Below are 21,185 nucleotides of genomic sequence, written 5' to 3' on the forward strand. Positions count from 1 at the left end.
CATGACACCTTTTTATAAATTAAGTATACCAGACCGCCGAAAGTGGTTAGTAGACCATGACTTGATTTCACCAACTCAAAGTGAACAATATGCAAATGAATATGAGCTATCTCTAAGTCAATTGACTCATTTTAGTGAAAATGTCATCAGTCAGTTAGCTTTCCCGCTAGGTGTGTTAAAAGAAATAAACGTAAATGACAATAACTTCACAGTACCAATGTCGACCGAAGAACCTTCAGTGGTGGCTGCAGCTAATCATGGTGCAAAGTTGATGCTAAAAAATGGGATTACTGCTAAAAGTTATCGAACGGGCATTTATGGTCAAGTTGTATTAACTGACGTTAATGGACAACACGTTGATTGGATCCGTGATGATTTGCACCAAGCTAAGCAAGATTTACTAACACAGTTTTCAAGTTTAGTTAACTATGGTGGTGGTATTGAAGAAATAACCGTAATTACTGAAAATTATCCGTTTTTAGAAATTAGATTCAAAATTAATCCCGCACAAGCTATGGGTGCTAATAAAGTTAATGCTATTTTGGAAGCCTACGCTCAGCGATTAAAAACAAAGTTTGACTTAGATAGCGAGTTTGCGATTTTGAGCAATGCACCAGCGCAATTTGTGACAGCTAAAGCTGAAATCGATTTTGAAACACTTGCTAAAGGTACTATTTCAGGTGAACAAATCGCACATAAAATTGCTAAAATGAGTGAGTTTGCAAAAGTGAACACTTACCGTGCTGTCACCCACAATAAAGGAATTATGAATGGTGTAGATGCAGTTCTACTAGCGACAGGAAATGACTTTAGAGCAGTTGAAGCAAGTGTTCATATGCACGCTTCTTCTACAGGACAGTATACGGCTTTAAGTCAGTGGCAAGTTTGCGACCACAAACTTATCGGTGAGCTAACATTACCAATGCCAATTGGCGTTGTTGGGGGTTCAATTACAAGTCGCCAACTTATCAAAAACAATTATGATTTGATGAATCAACCATCAGCTGAACAACTCAGTGAAATAATTGCTAGTGTTGGTTTAGCTAATAACTTGGCTGCTTTATACGCATTAGTGACAGATGGTATTCAAAAAGGTCATATGAAATTGCAGTTGCAAAATATGTTGTTGAATCTAGGTGCCTTTGAATCTGAAATACCAGAATTAATTCAGAAAATGCAACGCGCAAAAAACTATCAGCAAGATTATGCTAAGCAATTATTGAAAGAAATGAGGAACTAAAATGACAACTGTTGGAATTGACCAAATCGGCGTTTATACGCCAGCACAATATATTGAAACAACCGAATTAGCCAAGAGACGTCAAGTTGATCCAGATAAATTTACAATTGGAATTGGACAAGACCAAATGGCCGTACCTAATCCAACAACTGATATCGTTTCAATGGGTGCCAATGCAGCACGCATATTTTTGTCAAAAGTGGATGTAAATCAAATTGGATTGTTAGTTGTCGGAACAGAAAGTGGGATTGACCAGTCAAAAGCTTCGGCGCTATTTATCAAATCAATTTTAAACTTGCCTAATCATATGCGCTCTTTTGAAGTTAAAGAGGCCTGTTTTGGAGCAACAGCTGGTATCATGATGGCACAGGACTATGTGAAATCTCATCCTGGAAAAACAGCACTAGTGATTGCGTCAGATATTTCACGCTATGGATTAAACACTGGGGGAGAAGTCACACAAGGTGCAGGTGCAGTTGCAATGTTAATTAGTGAACAACCACGAATTGTTGAATTTTTACCTCAATCTGCTTCATATAGCGATGATGTTAATGATTTTTGGCGTCCAAATTATAGTGCAACAGCTTTTGTGGATGGCAAATATTCAACAGAAAAATATTTAGAATTTTTCACCCACACTTTCAATGACTATCTCAAACAAACAGGTTTAAAAGTTGCAGACTTTGAAGCTCTAACTTATCACTTACCATTTACAAAAATGGGAATCAAAGCACAGCGTGTGGCATTAGAAGGACAAGATGAGGCTACTCAAGCAAGATTATCACGTCATTTTGAAGAAAGCGCCAAATATTGTCGTCAGATTGGGAACCTTTATACTGGTTCATTGTACTTAAGTTTGGTAAGCTTATTACATCAGGGTAACTTAAACTCGGGTGATTTAGTTGGATTTTATAGTTATGGTTCGGGTTCTGTAGCGGAGTTTTATGCAGGGCGCTTAGTAGAAGGCTATCAAAATGAATTGCAAGCTAATAAGATGGCGCAATTTTTAACCTCAAGACAATTATTATCAATTGATGAGTATGAAGCTATTTATACTGAATGTGGCAAAATCCGAACAGATGACTATGAACTTACTCCCGAAGCAGTCGTTTCTGATGGTGAAGTTTATTTTGCAGGAGTCAAAGATCATTTAAGACAGTATAAAGTTAAAGGAGCTTAATCATGATGTTTATGTTTTACGGTATGCGCCCAGAAGAAAAAGAATATGTTACTTCTTGGAGCCAAAAGAATAATATTCAAGTTAAAACCACAACTGAAATTTTAACTGCCCAAACAGTTGAACAAGCTGAAGGTGCCGACGGCATTGTGGCGTTACAAACACAGGCCTATCCAAAAGAAGTATTTGATAAAATGGGACAAATGGGAATCAAAAGTTTGTCACTAAGAAATGTTGGGACAGAAAATGTAGACAAAGAAGCTGCTAAAGCAAACAACGTCCGCATCTCAAATGTTCCTGCCTATTCACCAAATGCGATTGCAGAATTTGCTGTCTTAAGTATGATGCAATTGCTTAGACAAGCTAAAGAAGTTATCCAATACGTTGAAGATGGCAAACTTAAAGAAGCTGTTGCATTAGTTGGTAAAGAATTATCAGCTCAAACAGTTGGTGTTGTTGGAACTGGTCGCATTGGAAAACGTGTTGTTGATATCCTTCAAGGTATGGGAGCAAAGGTAATCGCTTATGATCCTGCTTTCCATCAACCTGGTATTGATTACGTTGACGACTTAGATGATTTATTGAAACAAGTTGATGTTGTGACACTTCATTTACCAGGGATGCCAGCAACTGAACACTTAATCAATGAACGTAACATGAGCTTAATGAAGCCAACAGCTTACTTAGTGAATGCGGCTAGAGGAATGATTGTTGAAACACGTGCTTTAATTAACGCACTAAAAGAAGGCCGTTTAGCTGGTGTTGCACTGGATACATTTGAAAATGAAGATGAATTAGGTAAGGCAATGGCTGAAGGTCATGATAATCAAGACCCTCAATATCAAGCACTTAAAGCAATGGATAACGTTATTTTGACACCTCATATTGCTTATCATACTGATATTGCAGTCCAAAATATGGTTCATCAATCACTTGATAGTGCTTATGAATTTTCACAAGGTCAAAACCCAGAAAACGAAGTTAAATTTTAAGACAAAGAAAAAAGCTTTCAGTTAAGACTGAAAGCTTTTTATTATTTCTTGATTAATTTAACAACAGCTTCGACTTTAGGTGTTTGTGGGAACATATCAATTGATTGAATGAATTCCACTTTGTATTCACGAGTTAATGTGATGAGGTCTTTAGCTAGTGTTGAAGCGTTACATGAGATGTAAACAAATTTTTGAGGTTTTACCTTTAAGATGGCCTGTAAAACATCTTGTGATAATCCACTACGAGGAGGGTCAACAATCAAGCTGTTAAAGAAGGTTCCACGTTTAACCATATGTGGTAAAATAGCTTCGGCCTTACCTGTTTGGTAACTCACGTTATCTAAGTTATTTAACTCAACATTGTAGTTGGCATCTTTAACGGCATCTTTGATGATTTCCATTCCATAAACACGTTTAACTTTATCAGCAGCACTAATACCTAATGTTCCAACACCACTATAAGCATCAACAAGCACATCATCTTCATTTAGATCAAGAGCCTTAAGTGCGTGGTCATATAATACTTCTGTTTGTGGTGGGTTTAGCTGGAAGAAAGCTTGAGGTGATAAGATAAATTCTTTATCTTTAATTTTTTCAGTGATAGTGCGTTTTCCTTTTAACAAGGTTGTTTCTTTACCCCAAACCAGTGAAGTATCTTGATCGTTGATGTTTTGCATAACAGATACCACATTAGGCAGTTTAGCCACTTTATCAGCTAGTTTATCAAGCCCTTTAATATGAGCTTGTGATGTAATGAAAGTCACTTGGACTTCTTTAGTAGCGTATGAGTTTCTTACCGCTAGTGTCTTAATTCCGGGCTTTTTATTACGAGGATTATAAATAAAAATCGAAAGTTCTTCAATCAGTTTCACTATTTTTCGAACAGTATCTTGTGATAATTCACTTTGAGTGGGCATTGCAGGTAAGTCAACTAAATCATGTGAGTTTGCTTGATAAAGTCCAGCTAGCACTTTTCCTTTTTCAAAACCAAGTTGATATTGGGCTTTGGTACGGTAATGCCATTCTTGCTTAGAACCAATTGTGGGTCTAAGGTCATATTGGGTGTAACCCTCAGGACTGTATTTTTCAAGTGCTTGACGAAAAACATCAAGTTTAAAATCCAATTGGCTTGCGTAATTTAAGTGGGCAAGTTCAAGACCACCAACAGCTGGGTTAACACCTTTTGGAAAATCAACACGGTTTGGACTTTTTTCTTTTACTCGAATTAATTCACCACGAAGGTAATTACGTTTTTCTTCTGTGATTTTTACAATCACGATTTCGTCAGTAATTGCTTGGGGTACAAAAATGATTTTTTTCTTGTAAAACCCGATCCCTTCACCATTGATTCCCATACGTTTGATGGTAATCATTGCTTCTTTACCGACTAAAGTATTATTATTTTTAATTGTTCTCATAATTCACCTAAAACTTTCTTTTCTACAATAGACTAGTTTTATATTGTCAGATTAAAGTTAATGAAAGGATAATCACTCATGCCAACCATTACTAAAATCTCAACACAAAAACGACCTGGATATTATAACATTTTTTTAGATGAAAAATATGCTTTTTCTGTAACTGAGCAAGTTTTAATTCAATTTGAATTAGCAAAAGATAAAGAATTAACCAAAGAACAAGTTGAAACGATTAAATCAGCACAAGTTTACTCAAAAGCAGAACAAGCAGCACTCAACTTTTTAAGTTACAAAATGCGAAGTGTTGCAGAAATTGAACAATACTTAGCAAAAAAAGAATACACAGAAGATATTAGTCAACAAGTTGTGACACGGTTACAAGAAATGGGCTATTTAGATGATAGAATGTATGCCAAAGCCTTCATCACGGAAAGCTTGCGTTTGAAAAAAGACGGCCCCTACAAGATTACGCAAAAACTTAATCAAAAAGGTGTCAGCTCAGCCATATCTGATCAAAAACTAGCAGAAGTAAGCTTTGAAGATTGGGAACAAGTTGCAATGCGAACTATTTCAAGTTTATTGCGTCAAACTGAAAAACAATCTGTTCGCCAAATCGAGACTAAGATTAGGCAAAAATTGATGGCACGAGGATTTACGGGTGACATTATTACACAGCTGATGCAGACAATAGTAGTTGAAAGTAGTGAAGATGATCAGCTAAACGCGTTGACCAGTCAAGGGATTAAAGCTTACAAAAAGTTTCGTCGCTATCCAGAGTTTGAACGTCACCAAAAGATCAAACGATTCCTAGTGACTAAAGGATTTACCTTTGAGCAAGTTGACCAATTCTTAGCGGGTGAAATCATTGATTTAGACGAACTTGCACAATATTAACTGTCGTCATTTGTGCTGTTATTTGATATACTTGAAGTGTTAAAATAACTTTGAAAGATGGGATGAACATGCAGCTTCCTAAGGAAGGTGACTATATTGCAATTCAAAGTTATAAACATGATGGGAGTTTTCACCGAACATGGCGTGATACAATGGTGCTTAAAACAAGTGAACACTCGATTATCGGGTGTAACGATCACACATTGGTAACAGAATCTGATGGTCGTCGTTGGGTAACTCGCGAACCCGCACTGGTTTATTTTCACAAGCATTATTGGTTTAATATCGTGGCAATGATCCGTGATACAGGTGTTGCTTATTATTGTAATTTGGCTAGTCCATTTGTTTTAGATAAAGAAGCCCTAAAATATATAGATTATGACCTGGATATCAAGATTTTTCCAGATGGCGAAAAGCGTTTACTAGACGTTGATGAGTATGCAGCACATGCTGAAAAATGGAACTATCCTGAAGAGATAGATCGTATTTTACGTCATAGTACGCATGAGCTAATTGACTGGATTAATGAACAAAAAGGTCCTTTTTCAAAAGACTATGTGGATATTTGGTATAAGCGTTATCATGAACTAGTACCAAAGAACAATAAAAAGTCACGTAACTCAAAGAATAAGATATAGTCGCTAAGGGCACCCGGCCGGTGCCTTTTTTGCGTTAAAAATAAAAATAGATAAGGATGTTTTATGCCGTTATGAAAAATCAAAATCAGCAAAAGGTATTAGTTACTGTAATTGTTGCTGCACTTATTATTTTCTTTGCTTTCTTTGGTACAAATAAGGACAAAAACCAAAATCAAACACAGCAAAGTCAGCAAAACTCAAGCTTACAATCTTCAAGTAAGCAAAGTAGTTCAAAGCAGTCGTCACAAAGTAGCAGTTCAGAGTCACAAAATACTAACAGTCAATATCAGACTCAACAGTCTGCTTCAACTACACAAAAAGCACAAGAATTAGCGCAATTATCTTATAATGGGACACAAATTATTGCTGTTGATGACAATAATCCAGGATTCACAACAGAAGAGTTGGCCCAAAAACCATTTCAATATTATGCCCCATTAGATAACCTAAAACGTGCAACATATGCAACGGCCATGTTACATAAATCATTGATGCCAACTGAGCAAAGAGAACGATTAACAGTAAATCCGACAGGTTATATTAATAAGCGAATTACAATCAATGGTAAAGAAGGCTGGTTGTATAATCGTGCGCACTTGATTGGTTACCAATTCACAGGACAAAATAATAATTTGAATAATTTAATGACAGGAACGCGTTCATTAAATGATCCAGGGATGACTTTCTACGAAAATAAAATGGCGCAATATTTAAGATCAACAGGTCACCACATCTTGTACTACGTTCAACCCGTTTATCGTGGCGATGAAAAAGTAGCTCGTGGAATGTGGATGCGTGCTGAATCTGTTGAAGATAAAGAGATTCAATTTAATATTTACATTTTCAACGTTCAAGAAGGCTATACAATTGATTATCAAACAGGTGCTTTGAAGAACTAATTAAAAAGGAGTTTTAACAAATGGAAAAACAACAACAAAAACAACTAAAATTTATCGGTAAAGTGGCAATGCCATCAATGCTTGAAGCAAATGGTAGCTTTTACAGTCAGTTTCAAGAACTAGAAGATAGCCAAGTGCTTAATCAACTAGATGAAACGAACCAATTAGCCAAAAACCGTTCAAGTCTAATCGTGTTTGGTCCAGAAAATTATATGTACTGGCAAGGACTTGTTTATGAAGGAGAGTTAGCTGAATTGCCTAAAGGGTTAATGAGTTATGACTTACCTGAATCAACCGTTGCAACAATGAGCCAAGAAATTGCTGATTATCAATTCCATACACCATTAAGCTTTGAATTAACACAAGCTTTTGACAGCGCAAAAAAAGCAGGTATCGAAATACCTGCTAACCTTGGATTGAGTGAACATCCTTACTTTTTACAAAGTTATGTAGGGGATGCAACTCAAGGATTAACAAAATCAACCTCAGTTTACCTAGGTAACGTGATTGATAACGTTAATGACTAGGTGAATCAACTGATAAATGGTCGTATTCAACGTACGCACCTAAAGCTGTTGAAAAGAACATAATAATTAAAAAGAAACCCGCAAGCTGATTCATAATAATGCTTTTATCAACTAATACGCGAATTAAGACAGTTGCAATCCCACTCATGACAATATCTAAAATCAGATTTGCAATTTTGAATTTAAAACGTCTTTGAATGCTAAAAAAGCGGACGAATTGTTTTAAAAATGGTTGTCTAATTTGATCGCCGATTAAGTCAAGTGGACGCTGAATAGTTGCTTTCATAGCGTATAAAATGAAGCCACCAGTTAGCGCACCAATTAGTGTTCTGAAAATATCATCAGCATGTAAAACCAAAGCATTATAAGCAGTTGCAATTAAAGCTAGACTGCAGATGTAAGGTATGAATAATAGAAATAAGAAGACAAAAAACACACGGTATTTTTTCATATGTCGACATCCTTTTAGCGTAATTTACTTTATCGTACCTTTTTTTGGTCAAAAGGTAAATGGAATTATTTAGCTCAAACCATTGTGTGTTTTAATGATGTGATATAATATAAATTAATATAAATTTTTTTATTTTGAAAGAGAGTGAAGTTTGAATATGAGTGGTGACCCGGGGAGTTTTAGTTCGTTATTAATCCAATTAGCCCTGATCGTTGTTTTAACTATAATTAATGCCTTTTTTGCGGCAGCAGAAATGGCAATTGTTTCAGTTAACCGTAACAAAATGGAAACTGAGGCAGAAGAAGGTAGCCGATCAGCTAAAAAAATATTGGCGGTAATGAATGAATCAACCGATTATCTTGCAACGATTCAGGTTGCAATTACTTTTGCTGGATTCTTCTCATCAGCGACAGCTGCTGATAGTTTAGTTCAGTATATCGAGCCGTTTTTTGGAGGCTTGAGTTGGGGAAACAATATTTCAGTTATTTTAATAACAATTATTATTTCTTACGTATCGTTAGTTTTTGGTGAATTATTCCCTAAACAAATTGCGATTGCAAGACCTGAAGCGGTATGTAAGGCAACAATTGGGTTCGTTAAAGTATTTGGATTTGTTTTAAAACCATTTGTGTGGTTGATTTCTGCATCAACAGGTTTACTAATGAAGATTGTACCTATCGACTTTACACAAAAAGATGAAAGAATGTCACGTGATGAAATGCAAACATTGATTGAAAATTCACGTAAAAATGGTGTTATTGGGTTAGATGAATACCACATGTTAGAAGGAATTATTTCTTTCAATGATAAGATGGCACGTGAAGTGATGGTTCCAAGAACTGACTCATTTATGATTGATATTGATGACGGCACAGAACAAAATTTAGATGCTATTATGAAACAACCGTTTTCAAGAATTCCTGTTTATCGAGATGACAAAGATAAAATCATCGGAATTATCCATATCAAAACCATCTTAAAAATGGCTAAAGAAGTTGGATTTGAGAATCTAAAAATCGAAGATGCCATGACTGAACCAATGTTTGTACCAGAAACCATTACCATTGATGAATTATTGCTTGAAATGCAAAAGACACAAATGCAAATGGCAATTTTACTTGATGAATACGGTGGAGTTGTTGGGTTAGCCACAATTGAAGACTTACTTGAAGAAATTGTTGGTGACATTGATGATGAAACTGACCGTCAAGAAACATTGTTTACTAAGATGTCTGATACACAGTATGTACTAGCAGGTAAAATGCCAATCTATGACTTCAATGAACAGTTTGATACTGATATTGAAGCAAATGATGTGGATACAATTGCCGGTTATGTGATTACAGAACTTGGGATGATTCCATCTAATGGTGAACATCATAAAGTTACTTTAGACAATGGGATGAAGCTAACAACTGGAAAAGTTAAAGGTTCTCGTTTAGAAAATCTAACATTGGATATTCCAAAAGAATTGTTAGAAAAAGACGAGTCAACTAATGAAGAAGATAATGATTAAAATTGACATCGACTTTGGTCGATGTCTTTGTGTGTAATAAAGAATATGATAAGGATGACAAATTTGGATAATTTAAAGCAACAAGTTAATAGAAGAAGAACCTTTGCCATTATTTCTCACCCCGATGCAGGGAAAACAACAATTACCGAACAACTTTTACTACAAGGTGGCGTTATTCGTAAAGCCGGAACAGTTAAGGCTAAAAAATCTGGCAGTTTCGCTACTAGTGACTGGATGGAAATCGAAAAGCAACGTGGGATTAGTGTAACGAGTTCGGTTTTACAATTCGATTATGAAGGTAAACACGTTAATATTTTGGATACCCCAGGGCATGAGGATTTCTCTGAAGATACTTATCGTACTTTGATGGCTGTTGATGCTGCCGTGATGGTAATCGACTCTGCTAAAGGTATTGAACCGCAAACTAAAAAACTATTTAAAGTTGTTAAACAACGTGGTATTCCAATTTTCACCTTTATCAACAAGTTGGACCGTGATGGTCGTGAACCGCTTGACTTAATTACAGAATTAGAAGAATTACTGAACATTGAAGGTTACCCAATGAACTGGCCTATCGGTATGGGTAAAGGATTACGTGGGCTTTATGATATTGGTGAACATCATATTGAACTCTATCGTCCAGAAGAGGGGCAAGACCGTTTCTTGAAGTTGGATAGTGAAGGTGAATTAGAAGGTGATCACCCACTAAAAGAAGAATCAATTTACCAACAAACAATGGAAGACGTCTCTTTATTACTCGAAGCAGGTAACCAATTCGATGAAGAAAAAGTACTAGCTGGGAAACAAACACCAGTGTTCTTTGGTTCAGCGTTGACTAACTTCGGTGTGGAAAGCTTCTTGAATCAATTCTTGCAATATGCACCAGCTCCTGAAAGTTCAGAAGTGAATGATGGCGAAAAAACAATTGCAGCAAGTGATGAAACATTCTCAGGATTTGTTTTCAAAATCCAAGCTAATATGAACCCAGCTCACCGTGACCGTATTGCGTTTGTGCGTATCAAGTCAGGTGAATTCCACAAAGGAATGGATATCACATTGGCAAGAACTGGCCAAAAAATCCGCTTGAATAATGCAACTGAATTCATGTCAAGTGAACGTGAACAAGTCGAAACTTCTGTTGCAGGTGATATTGTTGGGTTATATGATACAGGTAACTTCCAAATTGGTGACAGTATTTATTCAGGTAAAGCTAAGATTGAATATCCAAAACTACCAGAATTTACGCCCGAATTATTTATGCAAGTTACTTCAAAAAATGTGATGAAGCAAAAATCATTCCACAAAGGAATGAAACAATTAGTTCAAGAAGGTGCGGTCCAACTTTACCGTAACTATCAAACTAATGAATATATTCTAGGTGCAGTGGGTCAATTGCAATTTGAAGTGTTCTCATATCGTATGAAGAATGAATATAATTCTGAAGTTGTGATGACCCCAATTGGTTCAAGAACAGCTCGTTGGATTAAACCAGAACAACTTGATCCAAGTATGTCATCTTCACGTAACTTATTAGTTAAAGACCGTTTTGACCAACCATTGTTCTTATTTGAAAATGATTTTGCAATGCGTTGGTTCCATGATAAGTATCCTGATGTTGAACTTGAAGCAGGATTTAATGAAAAAGAAGTTTAAGACTCTAAATAAAAAGACACTAGCAATTATGCTAGTGTCTTTTTTGTCTGTCTGTTTTATTTTGTTGAGGTAATATTAATTTGCTTTTGTGACTTTGATTTCGTCATTTTCAACACGTGCTTCAAGTTGTTTGTCTTGAGGGTGTTCTAAGTAGTAGTCGGCTACTTTGTCTTCAATCATTTCTTGGATAACACGACGAAGTGGACGTGCCCCCATAGCAGGATTGTAACCTAAATCAACTAATTTTTCTTTAGCTGGCTCAGTCACGTGGATTGAAAGACCTTTATCTTTAATCATGTCATTAGTATCATCAATCATTAGACTAACAATCTTAATTAGGCTTTCCTTAGGTAAACGTTTGAATTCTACGATATCATCAAATCTATTTAAGAATTCAGGTTGGAAGTAGTCTGAAAGACGGTTGATAACCGAATGGTTTTCGTCATTCATTGTTGCGCTGAACCCAACGCTAGCTTCTTGCACAGCTTGACCAGCATTAGAAGTCATAATGATGATTGTGTCTTTGAAAGAAACCGTACGTCCTTGTGAATCAGTTAGACGACCATCATCTAGAATTTGCAAGAACATATGCAAGACATCTGGATGAGCTTTTTCGATTTCATCTAGTAAAATTAAGCTATAAGGGTTTCGACGAACTTTTTCAGTTAATTGACCAGCTTCCTCGTAGCCAACGTAACCTGGAGCAGAACCGATAAGTTTTGAAACAGCTTGTTTTTCCATGTATTCAGACATGTCAAAACGAATCATTGAATCTTTTGTTCCAAACAATTGTTTAGCTAGTTGCTTAGCTAGTTCTGTCTTACCAACACCTGTCGGGCCAACAAACATGAAGGAACCAATAGGGCGACCAGATTTGTTGAACCCAACACGGTTACGGCGGATAGCACGAGCAACTTCAGAAACCGCTTTATCTTGACCGATAACATGTTCTTTTAAGTCATCAGCCAGATGAATAAGTTGAGATTGTTCTTGTTCTTTTAAATCGCCAACAGGAATGTTTGTTTTTTCTTCAATAATCTTTTCAATGATTTTTTCAGAAATAACAGGCATCTTGTCAGGATCTTCAGAATTACTTTCATTCATTTTTTGATATTTTTCGATTTGATCGCGGTAATAAGCCGCTTTTTCGTAATCTTCTTGTTTTAGTGCATCTTGTTTTAATTTTTCAGCTTCATCAATACGTTTTTTGAGTGTATGAGTATCAACAGCTGGGATAGTTAAGTTCATACGAGAACCAGCTTCATCAAGTAGGTCAATCGCTTTATCTGGTAAGAAGCGGTCTTGGATGTAGCGGTTAGATAGGTTAGCTGCTGCTGTAATTGCTTTTTCATCATATTTAACGTGATGGTAATCTTCATATTTCTTTTGAAGACCATGCAAAATTTTCACAGTTTCATCAACGCTAGGTTCTTTGACTTGAATAGGTTGGAAGCGACGAGCAAGAGCGGCATCTTTTTCAATTGTGCGGTACTCACTAAAAGTTGTCGCACCAACTAATTGAATTTCACCACGAGCAAGAGCAGGTTTTAAGACGTTACCAGCATCCATACCGCCATCAGCATTACCTGCTCCAACGATTTCATGGATTTCGTCAATGAATAAGATAATATCTGGATCTTGTTTTAACTCATCCATGAGTTGTTGCATACGTTGTTCAAATTGTCCACGCATGCTAGTGCCTTGAACAAGAGAAACCACGTCTAAACGAACAACTTTGCGATTTTGAAGTTTAGAAGGCACAGCACCATCTGCAATTTGTTGGGCAAGGCCTTCAACAACTGCTGTTTTACCAACACCCGCTTCACCAATTAGAACCGGGTTATTCTTGGTTCTACGGTTTAGGACTTCGATAACACGAGCAACTTCCTTATCACGGCCAATAACAGGATCGATTTTGCCTTTTTTAGCTAATTCAGTGAGGTTAACACCAAATTGTCCAAGCAAGGTGTTATCATCATTATTACCGCCATTATTTTTAGCGCGTTGTTTTTGGTTAGGGTTATCTTGGCTAAGTTGAGCGAATAAATCGTCAAAATTTGAAAAGCCAAAGATGTTATCGTTATTATTATCTTGTTTTGAATTGAAGAATTCAGAACTGTTTTGTTGATTTTTAATTTGTTGATAACAGTTTTGGCAAAGGTTTAACTCCTTGCGGCTACCATTAACACTTGTATAAAGATGGATTGTAGCATCATTTTGATGACAGTTTTGACAAACCATATAAAGTCACACCTTTCTGCAAAAAATTTGAAAGTGAATTTGACTTTCAAAAGGAATATGTACATTATACTTTTAGCACTCTTATATTTCAAGTGCTAAAACCCAATTAACTTACAAAAAATAATTAAAAATGTGAAGACAAGCGTCTATAATGGGAATATACTTATTGTTATTTAATCTAAAAAATGATAATCTTTAATTGTAGGAGAAGACTTAATTCTTCAGTCCATTTTTATTTAAAAGGAGATAGATAGACATGGAAAAACGCGACTATCACATTACATCCGAAACCGGAATTCATGCACGTCCAGCTACATTACTAGTTCAGACAGCTAGTAAGTTCGATTCAAAATCTACATTAGAATACCAAGGCAAAACCGTTGATTTAAAATCAATCATGGGTGTGATGTCTTTAGGTGTTGGACAAGGATCTGACGTTATTGTAAGCGTTGATGGCGATGATGCTTCTGCAGCTTTAGATGCAATTGACGACACAATGAAAAAAGAAGGTCTTGTTTAAGACATAATTTTTAATAGCCAAGCGGTTATTTTAGTATCAATAGTTATATTGGTGCTTTTTTTTTGCCCAAAATTAAATAGGTACTTACAAAAAGTTAGCTAAGTGATATACTACCAGTGAAGAGATAAATTTTGAAAGGGGTAGTATTGATGAAAAATCAAAAACACGATAATCATCAACACCATATGGACCATTCGCACATGGATCATATGGATCACTCAACTATGAATCACGATCAAATGTCACATATGGATCACAGCAAACATGCGCATCATGACCATATGGAGATGGACCATTCAAATATGTCACATCACGATCATATGCATGTGGATCATTCTCACATGGGACATGAAGGTATGGATCATAGTATGCACGGTCATGGCATGGGGCACATGGGCAATTTGAAACAAAAACTAATTATTTCGTTAATTCTTGCGATACCAGTAGTCTTCTTGTCACCAATGATGGATATGCCATTGTTTTTCCAATTTGAATTTCCAGGGTCGCAATGGCTGGTGCTAATTTTATCTACTATATTATACTTTTATGGTGGGGCGCCATTTTTATTAGGTGCAAAAGATGAGATTAAGCATAAATCTCCGGCAATGATGACGTTGATTGCGATGGGAATTAGTGTCGCTTATTTCTATAGTTTATACTCGTTTGTTGCAAATGAGTTCTTCCATCAACACACGATGAACTTTTTCTTTGAACTGGCAACATTAATTGTCATTATGATTGCAGGTCACTGGATTGAAATGAACGCTACAATGCAGGCTAATAATGCTTTGGATAATTTATCGAAGTTATTACCTGAAAAAGCACAATTAGTCGATGAAAATGGTCACGCACATGAAGTACTGTTATCTGAAGTTAAAGAAAATCAAACGGTTATGATAAAAGCAGGAGAAACGATTCCAGCAGACGGTGTTATCACGAAAGGAACGACACAAGTTAACGAATTCCTTGTAACTGGTGAATCTAAAGCAGTAGCGAAAGCTGCTGGGGAAACCGTAATTGGTGGGTCAACCAATGAAGATGGCACTATTTTGGTGCAAGTAACCGGTATTGGTGACAGTGGTTACCTCTCAAAAATCAAACAATTAGTAATGGATGCGCAACAAAATAAATCTAAGGTTGAAACATTGGCTGATAAAGTTGCCGGTTGGTTATTTTATGCTGCTGTAACAGTTGGCTTAATTGCGTTTATTACTTGGCTATTCTTTGGAACAGTATCAAATGCCTTCTTGGTATTAGTGACAGTGCTAGTTATTGCTTGTCCACACGCTTTAGGATTAGCAATTCCACTTGTAACTGCTCGCTTTACATCACTTTCAGCCGTTAATGGACTACTAATCAAAAATCGTGACGTAATTGAATTAACTTCTCAAATTGATTATATTGCACTCGACAAAACTGGGACTTTAACAGACGGTAAGTTTGAGGTTGCTCATTTTGAAAGTCTTAGTCAAAATGTTTCAAAAGAAGACGCACTTGCAATTGCAGCAGCGTTGGAATCACAATCTAGTCACCCAGTTGCTAAAAGTATTGTAAAATTTGCTGAAGATCACCACATTCATGTACCAGCACCAACTGAAGTTAGTGCAATAAAAGGTGTGGGCTTGTCAGGAACTGTCGCAGACAAAGACTACAAGATTGTTTCAAAAGCTTATTTAGAACAACAAAACTTAGCGGTTGATGCTGATCAATATCAACAACTGGCTTCTCAAGGATTAACCGTTTCTTACTTAGTTGATGACCATCAAGTTTTAGCGGTAGTTGCTGCAGGGGATAAAATCAAACCTGAAGCACAGTCATTTATTGAGAATTTAAAAGCACAAAATATTGTACCTGTTATGTTAACGGGGGATAATGCATTAACAGCTCAAAAAGTTGCTGATCAGCTTGGAATTAGTGAGGTTCATGCGCAATTATTACCACAAGATAAGTTACACTACATTCATCAACTACACCAAAACAATCATCGTGTCATGATGATTGGGGATGGTATTAATGATGCACCAACGTTAGCAGCAGCTGACATTGGTGTCGCAATCGGTTCAGGAACTGATGTTGCAATTGATGCGGCGGATGTTGTGTTGACTAGTCAATCATTAGACAAAGTATTAGCCTTATTTGACTTAACGAAGTTAACGAAGCGCAAAATGGTTGAAAATTTATGGTGGGGTGCAGGTTATAACATCTTAGCATTACCATTAGCAGCCGGTGTATTAGCACCATTTGGTTTCATGCTAAATCCAGCTGTAGGCGCTATTTTGATGTCATTATCAACAGTGATTGTCGCAATTAATGCTATGACTCTAAAATTTAAAGCCTAAATAAAAAAAGAACAGTAGATTAATCTACTGTTCTTTTTTTGTAGGATAAATTATTAACTTGGTTTTCGTCATTATAATAAGATAAGAAGGGGAACTTGATGGAGAAAGTAGTTCCTTTGCCAGGTGTCGAACTAACTGTTAAATCATGACCTAACTTTTGCGCCATCTTTTGTGCTAAGTAAAGGCCAAGACCAGTGGATTTTTTGTCTTGTTTACGACCGTTTTCACCTGTGAATCCCTTGTCAAAAATTCGGGAAATATCTTGTTTGGGGATACCAACACCAGTATCAATGATTTGTAGGATTGTCACTTTTTTATCTTGGATGATTTTTGCCTTGATAGTTCCATGGTCAGCAGTATACTTGAGAGCATTTGAGAATAGCTGGGCTAGAATATAGGCTAACCATTTTTGATCAGTCAAGACAGGCGCATCATCACCTTCGATTTCAAATTGGATATGTTTTTCCAAAAAGGTTGTCATATTTTCTAAAGCCACCTGATTGATTATTTTCTTAAGACGGTAACGTTGAATCAGATAATCCTGTGTAAAATTATCTAAACGAGAGTAGTAAAGAACTTGGTCGACTAAATGGCTAATCTGACTAATTTCAGTCTTGATTTGACGATTTTTATTTTCATTGATTTGAGTTTGAATATTTTCTTGTAGCAATTGTAAAGCAGCTAATGGAATTTTGATTTCATGAACCCAAGAATCCACATATTCTGTTTGATCATTTTGGCGATTAATTAACTTTAGATTTTCAGATTTACCATATTCAACTAATGTGTTATATGCTTCTTGATAAATTTTTTCAGTTTGACTAGTGGCATTATTAAGGGTTTGATTGTAACTTTTATGCGGATATTTGGTTCGAAAAGTTAATTCAGCAAGAAATTTACGTTTTTTGAAATAAAGAAGGCCAATAAAACCGCTTAAGACTAAAAAGCAAACAGCATCTAGATAGACGAGGTTGAACCAATGAATACTTTGGGTAGGATCTAACCAAAGAACAAAGTTAATAATCGTTATAAGTACGATGAAAAGCAGAAAAAACGGAATATAATCCCTGAGAAATCTAAAAAAAAGCATCTTAATCTCCTAACTATTCGATAATATAACCTTGGCCGACTTTCGTTTTGATAAAGTCTTTTCCACCTGCCACTTCGATTTTTTTACGAAGGCGATTAATGTTAACCGTCAATGTATTATCATCTACGAAGCGTTCATCTTCCCAAAGACTGCGCAATAAATGGTCTCTTGAAACAATTTGACCACTTTGATTCATTAACACTTGAAGAAGCTTATATTCATTTTTTGATAAATCAATGTCTTGGTCATTCACTTTAACAGTGGAGTTTGATAAATTTAAAGTAACATTATGCAATGAAATGATATCTTGGTGATCATCTTTATAATTATAAGTGCGACGAAGTAAGGCGTTGATTTTGGCAACTAAAACGTCAGTTGAAAACGGTTTAGATACAAAATCATCAGCCCCCATATTCATTGCCATTACCATATCCATATTGGTATTGCGTGAAGAAATAAAGATAATCGGGATTTTAGAGTGCAACCTGATGCGCTGATTCCAGTAAAAACCATCGTATACAGGAAGGTTGATATCCATCAAAACTAAATGGGGTTGGGTTTGTAAAAAGAGTTCTTCTACGTCATTGAAGTCATCGACAATAATGGGTTCCATTTGCCACTTTTCAATGGCTTCAGCAATTAGTGTGTTAACAGTGCGATCATCTTCAACAATCATTATTTTGTACATAAGTTATTCACCTTGTCATTTAAATTAGTTACTATTAAGGATAACAAATTATAACGTTTTTCGGGATAAAAAAATCAAAGGGAGTTTGGTATGAGTTATATAGAGGTTAAACAAGTTTCAAAAATGTATGGATATGGTGTGAATCAAGTCCAGGCCCTTGATAACTTGAGTTTTAAGGTAGAAAAGGGCGAGTTTTTAGGAATAATGGGGCCATCTGGTTCTGGTAAAAGTACAATCTTGAATTTATTGGCTCAAATCGATTATTTGTCATTCGGTAAAATTATGATGGACGGCATTGACTTGAGAAACTTTTCAGATAGTCAACGCGCTAAAAATCGTCAAAGAAAGATGGGAATTATTTTCCAAAATCCTAACTTGCTAAGCTCATTGACTGTTAAAGAAAACATTGAGTTGCCTTTGTTATCTTTAAGAGTTAAGCGAAAAAATATTGAAGAAAAAGTTTTTGATATTGCCAATCGACTCGATATTGAATCATTGCTAGATCAAAATGTTTTTGATTTATCACCAGGACAACAGCAAAAAGTTAGTGCAGCAAGAGCAATTGTCAAAGAACCCGAATTAATATTGGCTGATGAACCAACAGGAAGTTTAGATTCAAAATCGGCAACGTATCTTTTACAATTCTTAAGTCAATTGAATCGAGATTATCACACTTTAGTCATGGTAACTCATGATCCTTTTGCAGCAAGTTATTGTGATCGAATTATTTTTGTGAAGGATGGCCGCTTATTTTCACAAATTAATCGAGTAGATAGCCGACAAGCCTTCTTTGAATCAATTGTTGAAATGCAGGCGACGGTTGGTGGAGGTGAAGGGTATGATTTTTAAAGTAGCCTTAAAAGACCTGAAAAGTAATATTGGTCATTTTACTGTTTATGGATTAGCGCTGGCTTTAGCTATAGCTGTTTACTTTTTCTTTGCTAATCTAACTTACAATCCCAGCTATCAAAATATTGATTATCATCTCTTGTCTGGATTTTCTATGATGAGTATTAGCATAATAGCTATGATAACCAAGATTTCAGAATTAGCCTTTATCATCCTTTTTTTAGTGATTGCCTCTATTTTACTTTTTAAAATTTCAAAAAAAAATCTAGCTAGTTTATTAATTGCAGGGTTTAATAAAGGTCAAGTTGTCACATTTTTTGCATTGCAGCAGTTTGTTATCCATTTTATTTCCTTAATAGTAGGAATTGTAATGGGCATTATTATAACGCCACTTTTAAATCTACTGTTAATTCGCCTGTTAGGTTGGCAAAGTACGTGGAGTATGGTATTTAAAATGCCAGTGCAAGATACCTTTTTTACTTTTTTACTGGTTTTTTGGCTACAATTTTTGATTTTTATTATAGTTACAAGGCTCATAAAAAATCCAACTTATTTCAATAAATATGCCAACCCTAAAAAATCAGAAATTAAAAGACGAAAATTAAGAAGAAGTCCTGGTATCTTGGCTACTATTTTTCAATTATTTCTTCTAATTGGAATTCTGATGTCTCTAGTTGTTTTTATGAAATTCCCATTTATATATGCTTTGCTTGCGTTATTATTTTTAATTACTTTTTTTAGATGGTGGATTTTTCGAGTATTAGAAAAAAGAAAGCATAAAAGAAAAGCGACAGACTTCAAAATTTTAGTTTATAGTCATTTGAAGCGTAGTTTATCTGATAGTACTTGGACAGCTATTGTGATTGCTGTGATTAATATGCTAGCAATAATTGCTTTGTTTATCTTTACATATGGTGATAATGGATTGGCTCAAAGTAATGTAAAAAATAACCCCACTGAATTTGTAACGACTAGTTTTACTCAAAATAAAGTTGAACAAGCGATGCGAGACAATGGTCTTGATGTTCAGTATCAGCAGGTGACACCTATCAAATTACTTTACTATACAAATTTTTTTAATCAAATGTTTGGGGTGATTTCACAGTCTGATTATAATCGTGGTGTCCAGCAGGGCTTTTTGAACAGACAATATTCAGCAACTAATCGTCCAAACGCTACAAATGATCAAGTCGGTGCTAAAGCATTATTCTTAAATTCAGGTCAGTTCAATGCAGCGCCATATCAGTTTTTAGGAAATGAAATTGGATTAACTTTAAAAAATGGGCAAACAAAAACTTTTGAGTTAACCAATCAATCCTCACTTTTTTCCGATAGGCTTATTCCATTTCCTCAAGGATCGGTACCTACTCATAATCTAATTGTTTCTGATGTGGATTTTGACCAGATCCAAGCAGATATTACTTATCAAGTTATATCGTATGACATTAAACCGCAACAACTTGAAAACTATAGACAGGTGTTAACAAATCTAGTCTCGTATAATATTTTACCTCAAGGTGTTGTAGCAGATGAAAACACAAGTAAACTAACACTTGAAAAGGAATCAGAGGCAAGCCGTCAAAGAAGTGATTCTTATCACAGAACGCATGATACCTACTACTTTTCTTCTTATAACTCTTATTATAAAAGCCAGGTATCGTCTTCATATACGTTATCAAATATTCAATTTATATTAATTATTTTTAGCGGACTGTTAATTGTGGCAACACAAGTTATTTTATTACTAAAATTAAACACTGATTTCGGTCAAAACTTAGCTGATTATCAATATTTGGTTAAGTTAGGACATTTAAAAACAGACATCAAAAAACTAGTCTTTAAATATACAGCCTACTATTTCTTGATGCCGACGCTATTTGTTATGGTGTATATGATACTTCTATTGATTCCCTTTATAGTCGCTTTAAACTTTAAAGGTTATCTCAGCTTTTTCACTTTATGTGGACTGGTGATAGGGTTTACAATAGTGTCGTATTACGCAATTTATAAAAATTATTGGTATTTAGTTAAACAAAGAATTTAATTAAAAGGA

Annotated in this window: 18 protein-coding genes; 13 read left to right on the forward strand and 5 right to left on the reverse strand. The window is 35.5% G+C overall.

Annotated elements, in window-relative coordinates:
* The first annotated feature begins 1 nt into the window (after position 1).
* Genes JNUCC72_RS01310 through JNUCC72_RS01320 form a run of 3 tightly spaced genes read left to right on the forward strand, consistent with a single transcriptional unit; the run spans position 2 to position 3,409 of the window.
* The gene (locus tag JNUCC72_RS01310; RefSeq protein WP_454144139.1) at positions 2-1,240 is read left to right on the forward strand and encodes a hydroxymethylglutaryl-CoA reductase, degradative; all 1,239 of its coding nucleotides are present in this window, start codon (positions 2-4) and stop codon (positions 1,238-1,240) included.
* 1 nt (position 1,241) lies between these two features.
* Complete coding sequence (locus tag JNUCC72_RS01315) at positions 1,242-2,420, forward strand: hydroxymethylglutaryl-CoA synthase (RefSeq protein ID WP_454144141.1); 1,179 nt, start codon at positions 1,242-1,244, stop codon at positions 2,418-2,420.
* Between the two features lie 2 nt (positions 2,421-2,422).
* Positions 2,423-3,409 (forward strand): NAD(P)-dependent oxidoreductase, encoded by a 987-nt coding sequence (locus JNUCC72_RS01320; protein WP_454144143.1) that lies wholly within the window; start codon positions 2,423-2,425, stop codon positions 3,407-3,409.
* Positions 3,410-3,450: 41 nt separating this feature from the next.
* Here JNUCC72_RS01320 and rlmD read toward each other — a convergent pair whose 3' ends face one another.
* Positions 3,451-4,827 carry a 23S rRNA (uracil(1939)-C(5))-methyltransferase RlmD gene (rlmD, locus tag JNUCC72_RS01325; protein ID WP_454144145.1) on the reverse strand — a complete coding sequence of 459 codons (1,377 nt, stop codon included), beginning with the start codon at positions 4,825-4,827 and terminating at the stop codon, positions 3,451-3,453.
* Between the two features lie 78 nt (positions 4,828-4,905).
* On the opposite strand from rlmD, the gene recX reads away from it, so the two are divergent.
* The 4 genes from recX to JNUCC72_RS01345 all read left to right on the forward strand — a co-directional run bounded on the left by recX (position 4,906) and on the right by JNUCC72_RS01345 (position 7,785).
* Positions 4,906-5,721, forward strand: a complete 816-nt coding sequence (gene recX, locus JNUCC72_RS01330) for a recombination regulator RecX (protein ID WP_454144147.1) — start codon at positions 4,906-4,908, stop codon at positions 5,719-5,721.
* Between the two features lie 68 nt (positions 5,722-5,789).
* The gene (gene ntdP, locus JNUCC72_RS01335) at positions 5,790-6,359 is read left to right on the forward strand and encodes a nucleoside tri-diphosphate phosphatase (protein WP_082618826.1); all 570 of its coding nucleotides are present in this window, start codon (positions 5,790-5,792) and stop codon (positions 6,357-6,359) included.
* Between the two features lie 71 nt (positions 6,360-6,430).
* A complete protein-coding gene (locus tag JNUCC72_RS01340; RefSeq protein WP_454144149.1) occupies positions 6,431-7,258 on the forward strand; it encodes a DNA/RNA non-specific endonuclease in 828 nt (275 codons plus the stop codon).
* Between the two features lie 20 nt (positions 7,259-7,278).
* Positions 7,279-7,785, forward strand: coding sequence for a hypothetical protein (locus tag JNUCC72_RS01345; protein WP_454144151.1), 507 nt, complete (start codon positions 7,279-7,281; stop codon positions 7,783-7,785).
* Here JNUCC72_RS01345 and JNUCC72_RS01350 read toward each other — a convergent pair.
* Positions 7,775-8,236: a hypothetical protein gene (locus tag JNUCC72_RS01350; protein ID WP_454144153.1), complete on the reverse strand. Its 462-nt coding sequence runs from the start codon at positions 8,234-8,236 to the stop codon at positions 7,775-7,777. The two genes, JNUCC72_RS01345 and JNUCC72_RS01350, sit on opposite strands and share 11 nt — an antisense overlap.
* 157 nt (positions 8,237-8,393) lie before the next feature.
* On the opposite strand from JNUCC72_RS01350, the gene JNUCC72_RS01355 reads away from it, so the two are divergent.
* Together JNUCC72_RS01355 and JNUCC72_RS01360 are read left to right on the forward strand one after the other, a co-directional pair.
* Positions 8,394-9,752: a hemolysin family protein gene (locus tag JNUCC72_RS01355; RefSeq protein ID WP_454144682.1), complete on the forward strand. Its 1,359-nt coding sequence runs from the start codon at positions 8,394-8,396 to the stop codon at positions 9,750-9,752.
* Between the two features lie 63 nt (positions 9,753-9,815).
* Complete coding sequence (locus tag JNUCC72_RS01360; RefSeq protein ID WP_454144155.1) at positions 9,816-11,405, forward strand: peptide chain release factor 3; 1,590 nt, start codon at positions 9,816-9,818, stop codon at positions 11,403-11,405.
* Positions 11,406-11,480: 75 nt separating this feature from the next.
* On the opposite strand, the gene JNUCC72_RS01365 is transcribed toward JNUCC72_RS01360, so the two are convergent.
* Positions 11,481-13,646, reverse strand: a complete 2,166-nt coding sequence (locus tag JNUCC72_RS01365; RefSeq protein ID WP_454144157.1) for an ATP-dependent Clp protease ATP-binding subunit — start codon at positions 13,644-13,646, stop codon at positions 11,481-11,483.
* 256 nt (positions 13,647-13,902) lie between these two features.
* On the opposite strand from JNUCC72_RS01365, the gene JNUCC72_RS01370 reads away from it, so the two are divergent.
* Together JNUCC72_RS01370 and JNUCC72_RS01375 are read left to right on the forward strand one after the other, a co-directional pair.
* Complete coding sequence (locus JNUCC72_RS01370; RefSeq protein WP_454144159.1) at positions 13,903-14,166, forward strand: phosphocarrier protein HPr; 264 nt, start codon at positions 13,903-13,905, stop codon at positions 14,164-14,166.
* 149 nt (positions 14,167-14,315) lie between these two features.
* Complete coding sequence (locus JNUCC72_RS01375) at positions 14,316-16,505, forward strand: copper-translocating P-type ATPase (RefSeq protein ID WP_454144162.1); 2,190 nt, start codon at positions 14,316-14,318, stop codon at positions 16,503-16,505.
* Between the two features lie 19 nt (positions 16,506-16,524).
* On the opposite strand, the gene JNUCC72_RS01380 is transcribed toward JNUCC72_RS01375, so the two are convergent.
* Positions 16,525-17,595 carry a sensor histidine kinase gene (locus tag JNUCC72_RS01380; RefSeq protein ID WP_454144164.1) on the reverse strand — a complete coding sequence of 357 codons (1,071 nt, stop codon included), beginning with the start codon at positions 17,593-17,595 and terminating at the stop codon, positions 16,525-16,527.
* Positions 17,596-17,608: 13 nt separating this feature from the next.
* Positions 17,609-18,283 (reverse strand): response regulator transcription factor, encoded by a 675-nt coding sequence (locus tag JNUCC72_RS01385; protein ID WP_454144167.1) that lies wholly within the window; start codon positions 18,281-18,283, stop codon positions 17,609-17,611.
* A gap of 90 nt (positions 18,284-18,373) precedes the next feature.
* On the opposite strand from JNUCC72_RS01385, the gene JNUCC72_RS01390 reads away from it, so the two are divergent.
* Both JNUCC72_RS01390 and JNUCC72_RS01395 read left to right on the forward strand, forming a co-directional pair.
* Positions 18,374-19,132 carry an ABC transporter ATP-binding protein gene (locus JNUCC72_RS01390; protein WP_454144169.1) on the forward strand — a complete coding sequence of 253 codons (759 nt, stop codon included), beginning with the start codon at positions 18,374-18,376 and terminating at the stop codon, positions 19,130-19,132.
* Positions 19,122-21,176 carry a hypothetical protein gene (locus JNUCC72_RS01395; RefSeq protein WP_454144171.1) on the forward strand — a complete coding sequence of 685 codons (2,055 nt, stop codon included), beginning with the start codon at positions 19,122-19,124 and terminating at the stop codon, positions 21,174-21,176. The genes JNUCC72_RS01390 and JNUCC72_RS01395 overlap by 11 nt, the downstream gene beginning before the upstream one ends.
* The last annotated feature ends 9 nt before the right edge of the window (positions 21,177-21,185 follow it).

The sequence above is a fragment of the Holzapfeliella sp. JNUCC 72 genome (genome assembly GCF_053668685.1).

Bases quoted from the DNA above. Each gene is read 5' to 3' on its own strand.
- JNUCC72_RS01310 (WP_454144139.1), top strand. From the start codon at position 2: ATGACACCTTTTTATAAATTAAGTATACCAGACCGCCGAAAGTGGTTA.
- JNUCC72_RS01315 (WP_454144141.1), top strand. From the start codon at position 1,242: ATGACAACTGTTGGAATTGACCAAATCGGCGTTTATACGCCAGCACAA.
- JNUCC72_RS01320 (WP_454144143.1), top strand. From the start codon at position 2,423: ATGATGTTTATGTTTTACGGTATGCGCCCAGAAGAAAAAGAATATGTT.
- rlmD (WP_454144145.1), bottom strand. From the start codon at position 4,827: ATGAGAACAATTAAAAATAATAATACTTTAGTCGGTAAAGAAGCAATG.
- recX (WP_454144147.1), top strand. From the start codon at position 4,906: ATGCCAACCATTACTAAAATCTCAACACAAAAACGACCTGGATATTAT.
- ntdP (WP_082618826.1), top strand. From the start codon at position 5,790: ATGCAGCTTCCTAAGGAAGGTGACTATATTGCAATTCAAAGTTATAAA.
- JNUCC72_RS01340 (WP_454144149.1), top strand. From the start codon at position 6,431: ATGAAAAATCAAAATCAGCAAAAGGTATTAGTTACTGTAATTGTTGCT.
- JNUCC72_RS01345 (WP_454144151.1), top strand. From the start codon at position 7,279: ATGGAAAAACAACAACAAAAACAACTAAAATTTATCGGTAAAGTGGCA.
- JNUCC72_RS01350 (WP_454144153.1), bottom strand. From the start codon at position 8,236: ATGAAAAAATACCGTGTGTTTTTTGTCTTCTTATTTCTATTATTCATA.
- JNUCC72_RS01355 (WP_454144682.1), top strand. From the start codon at position 8,394: ATGAGTGGTGACCCGGGGAGTTTTAGTTCGTTATTAATCCAATTAGCC.
- JNUCC72_RS01365 (WP_454144157.1), bottom strand. From the start codon at position 13,646: ATGGTTTGTCAAAACTGTCATCAAAATGATGCTACAATCCATCTTTAT.
- JNUCC72_RS01370 (WP_454144159.1), top strand. From the start codon at position 13,903: ATGGAAAAACGCGACTATCACATTACATCCGAAACCGGAATTCATGCA.
- JNUCC72_RS01375 (WP_454144162.1), top strand. From the start codon at position 14,316: ATGAAAAATCAAAAACACGATAATCATCAACACCATATGGACCATTCG.
- JNUCC72_RS01380 (WP_454144164.1), bottom strand. From the start codon at position 17,595: ATGCTTTTTTTTAGATTTCTCAGGGATTATATTCCGTTTTTTCTGCTT.
- JNUCC72_RS01385 (WP_454144167.1), bottom strand. From the start codon at position 18,283: ATGTACAAAATAATGATTGTTGAAGATGATCGCACTGTTAACACACTA.
- JNUCC72_RS01390 (WP_454144169.1), top strand. From the start codon at position 18,374: ATGAGTTATATAGAGGTTAAACAAGTTTCAAAAATGTATGGATATGGT.
- JNUCC72_RS01395 (WP_454144171.1), top strand. From the start codon at position 19,122: ATGATTTTTAAAGTAGCCTTAAAAGACCTGAAAAGTAATATTGGTCAT.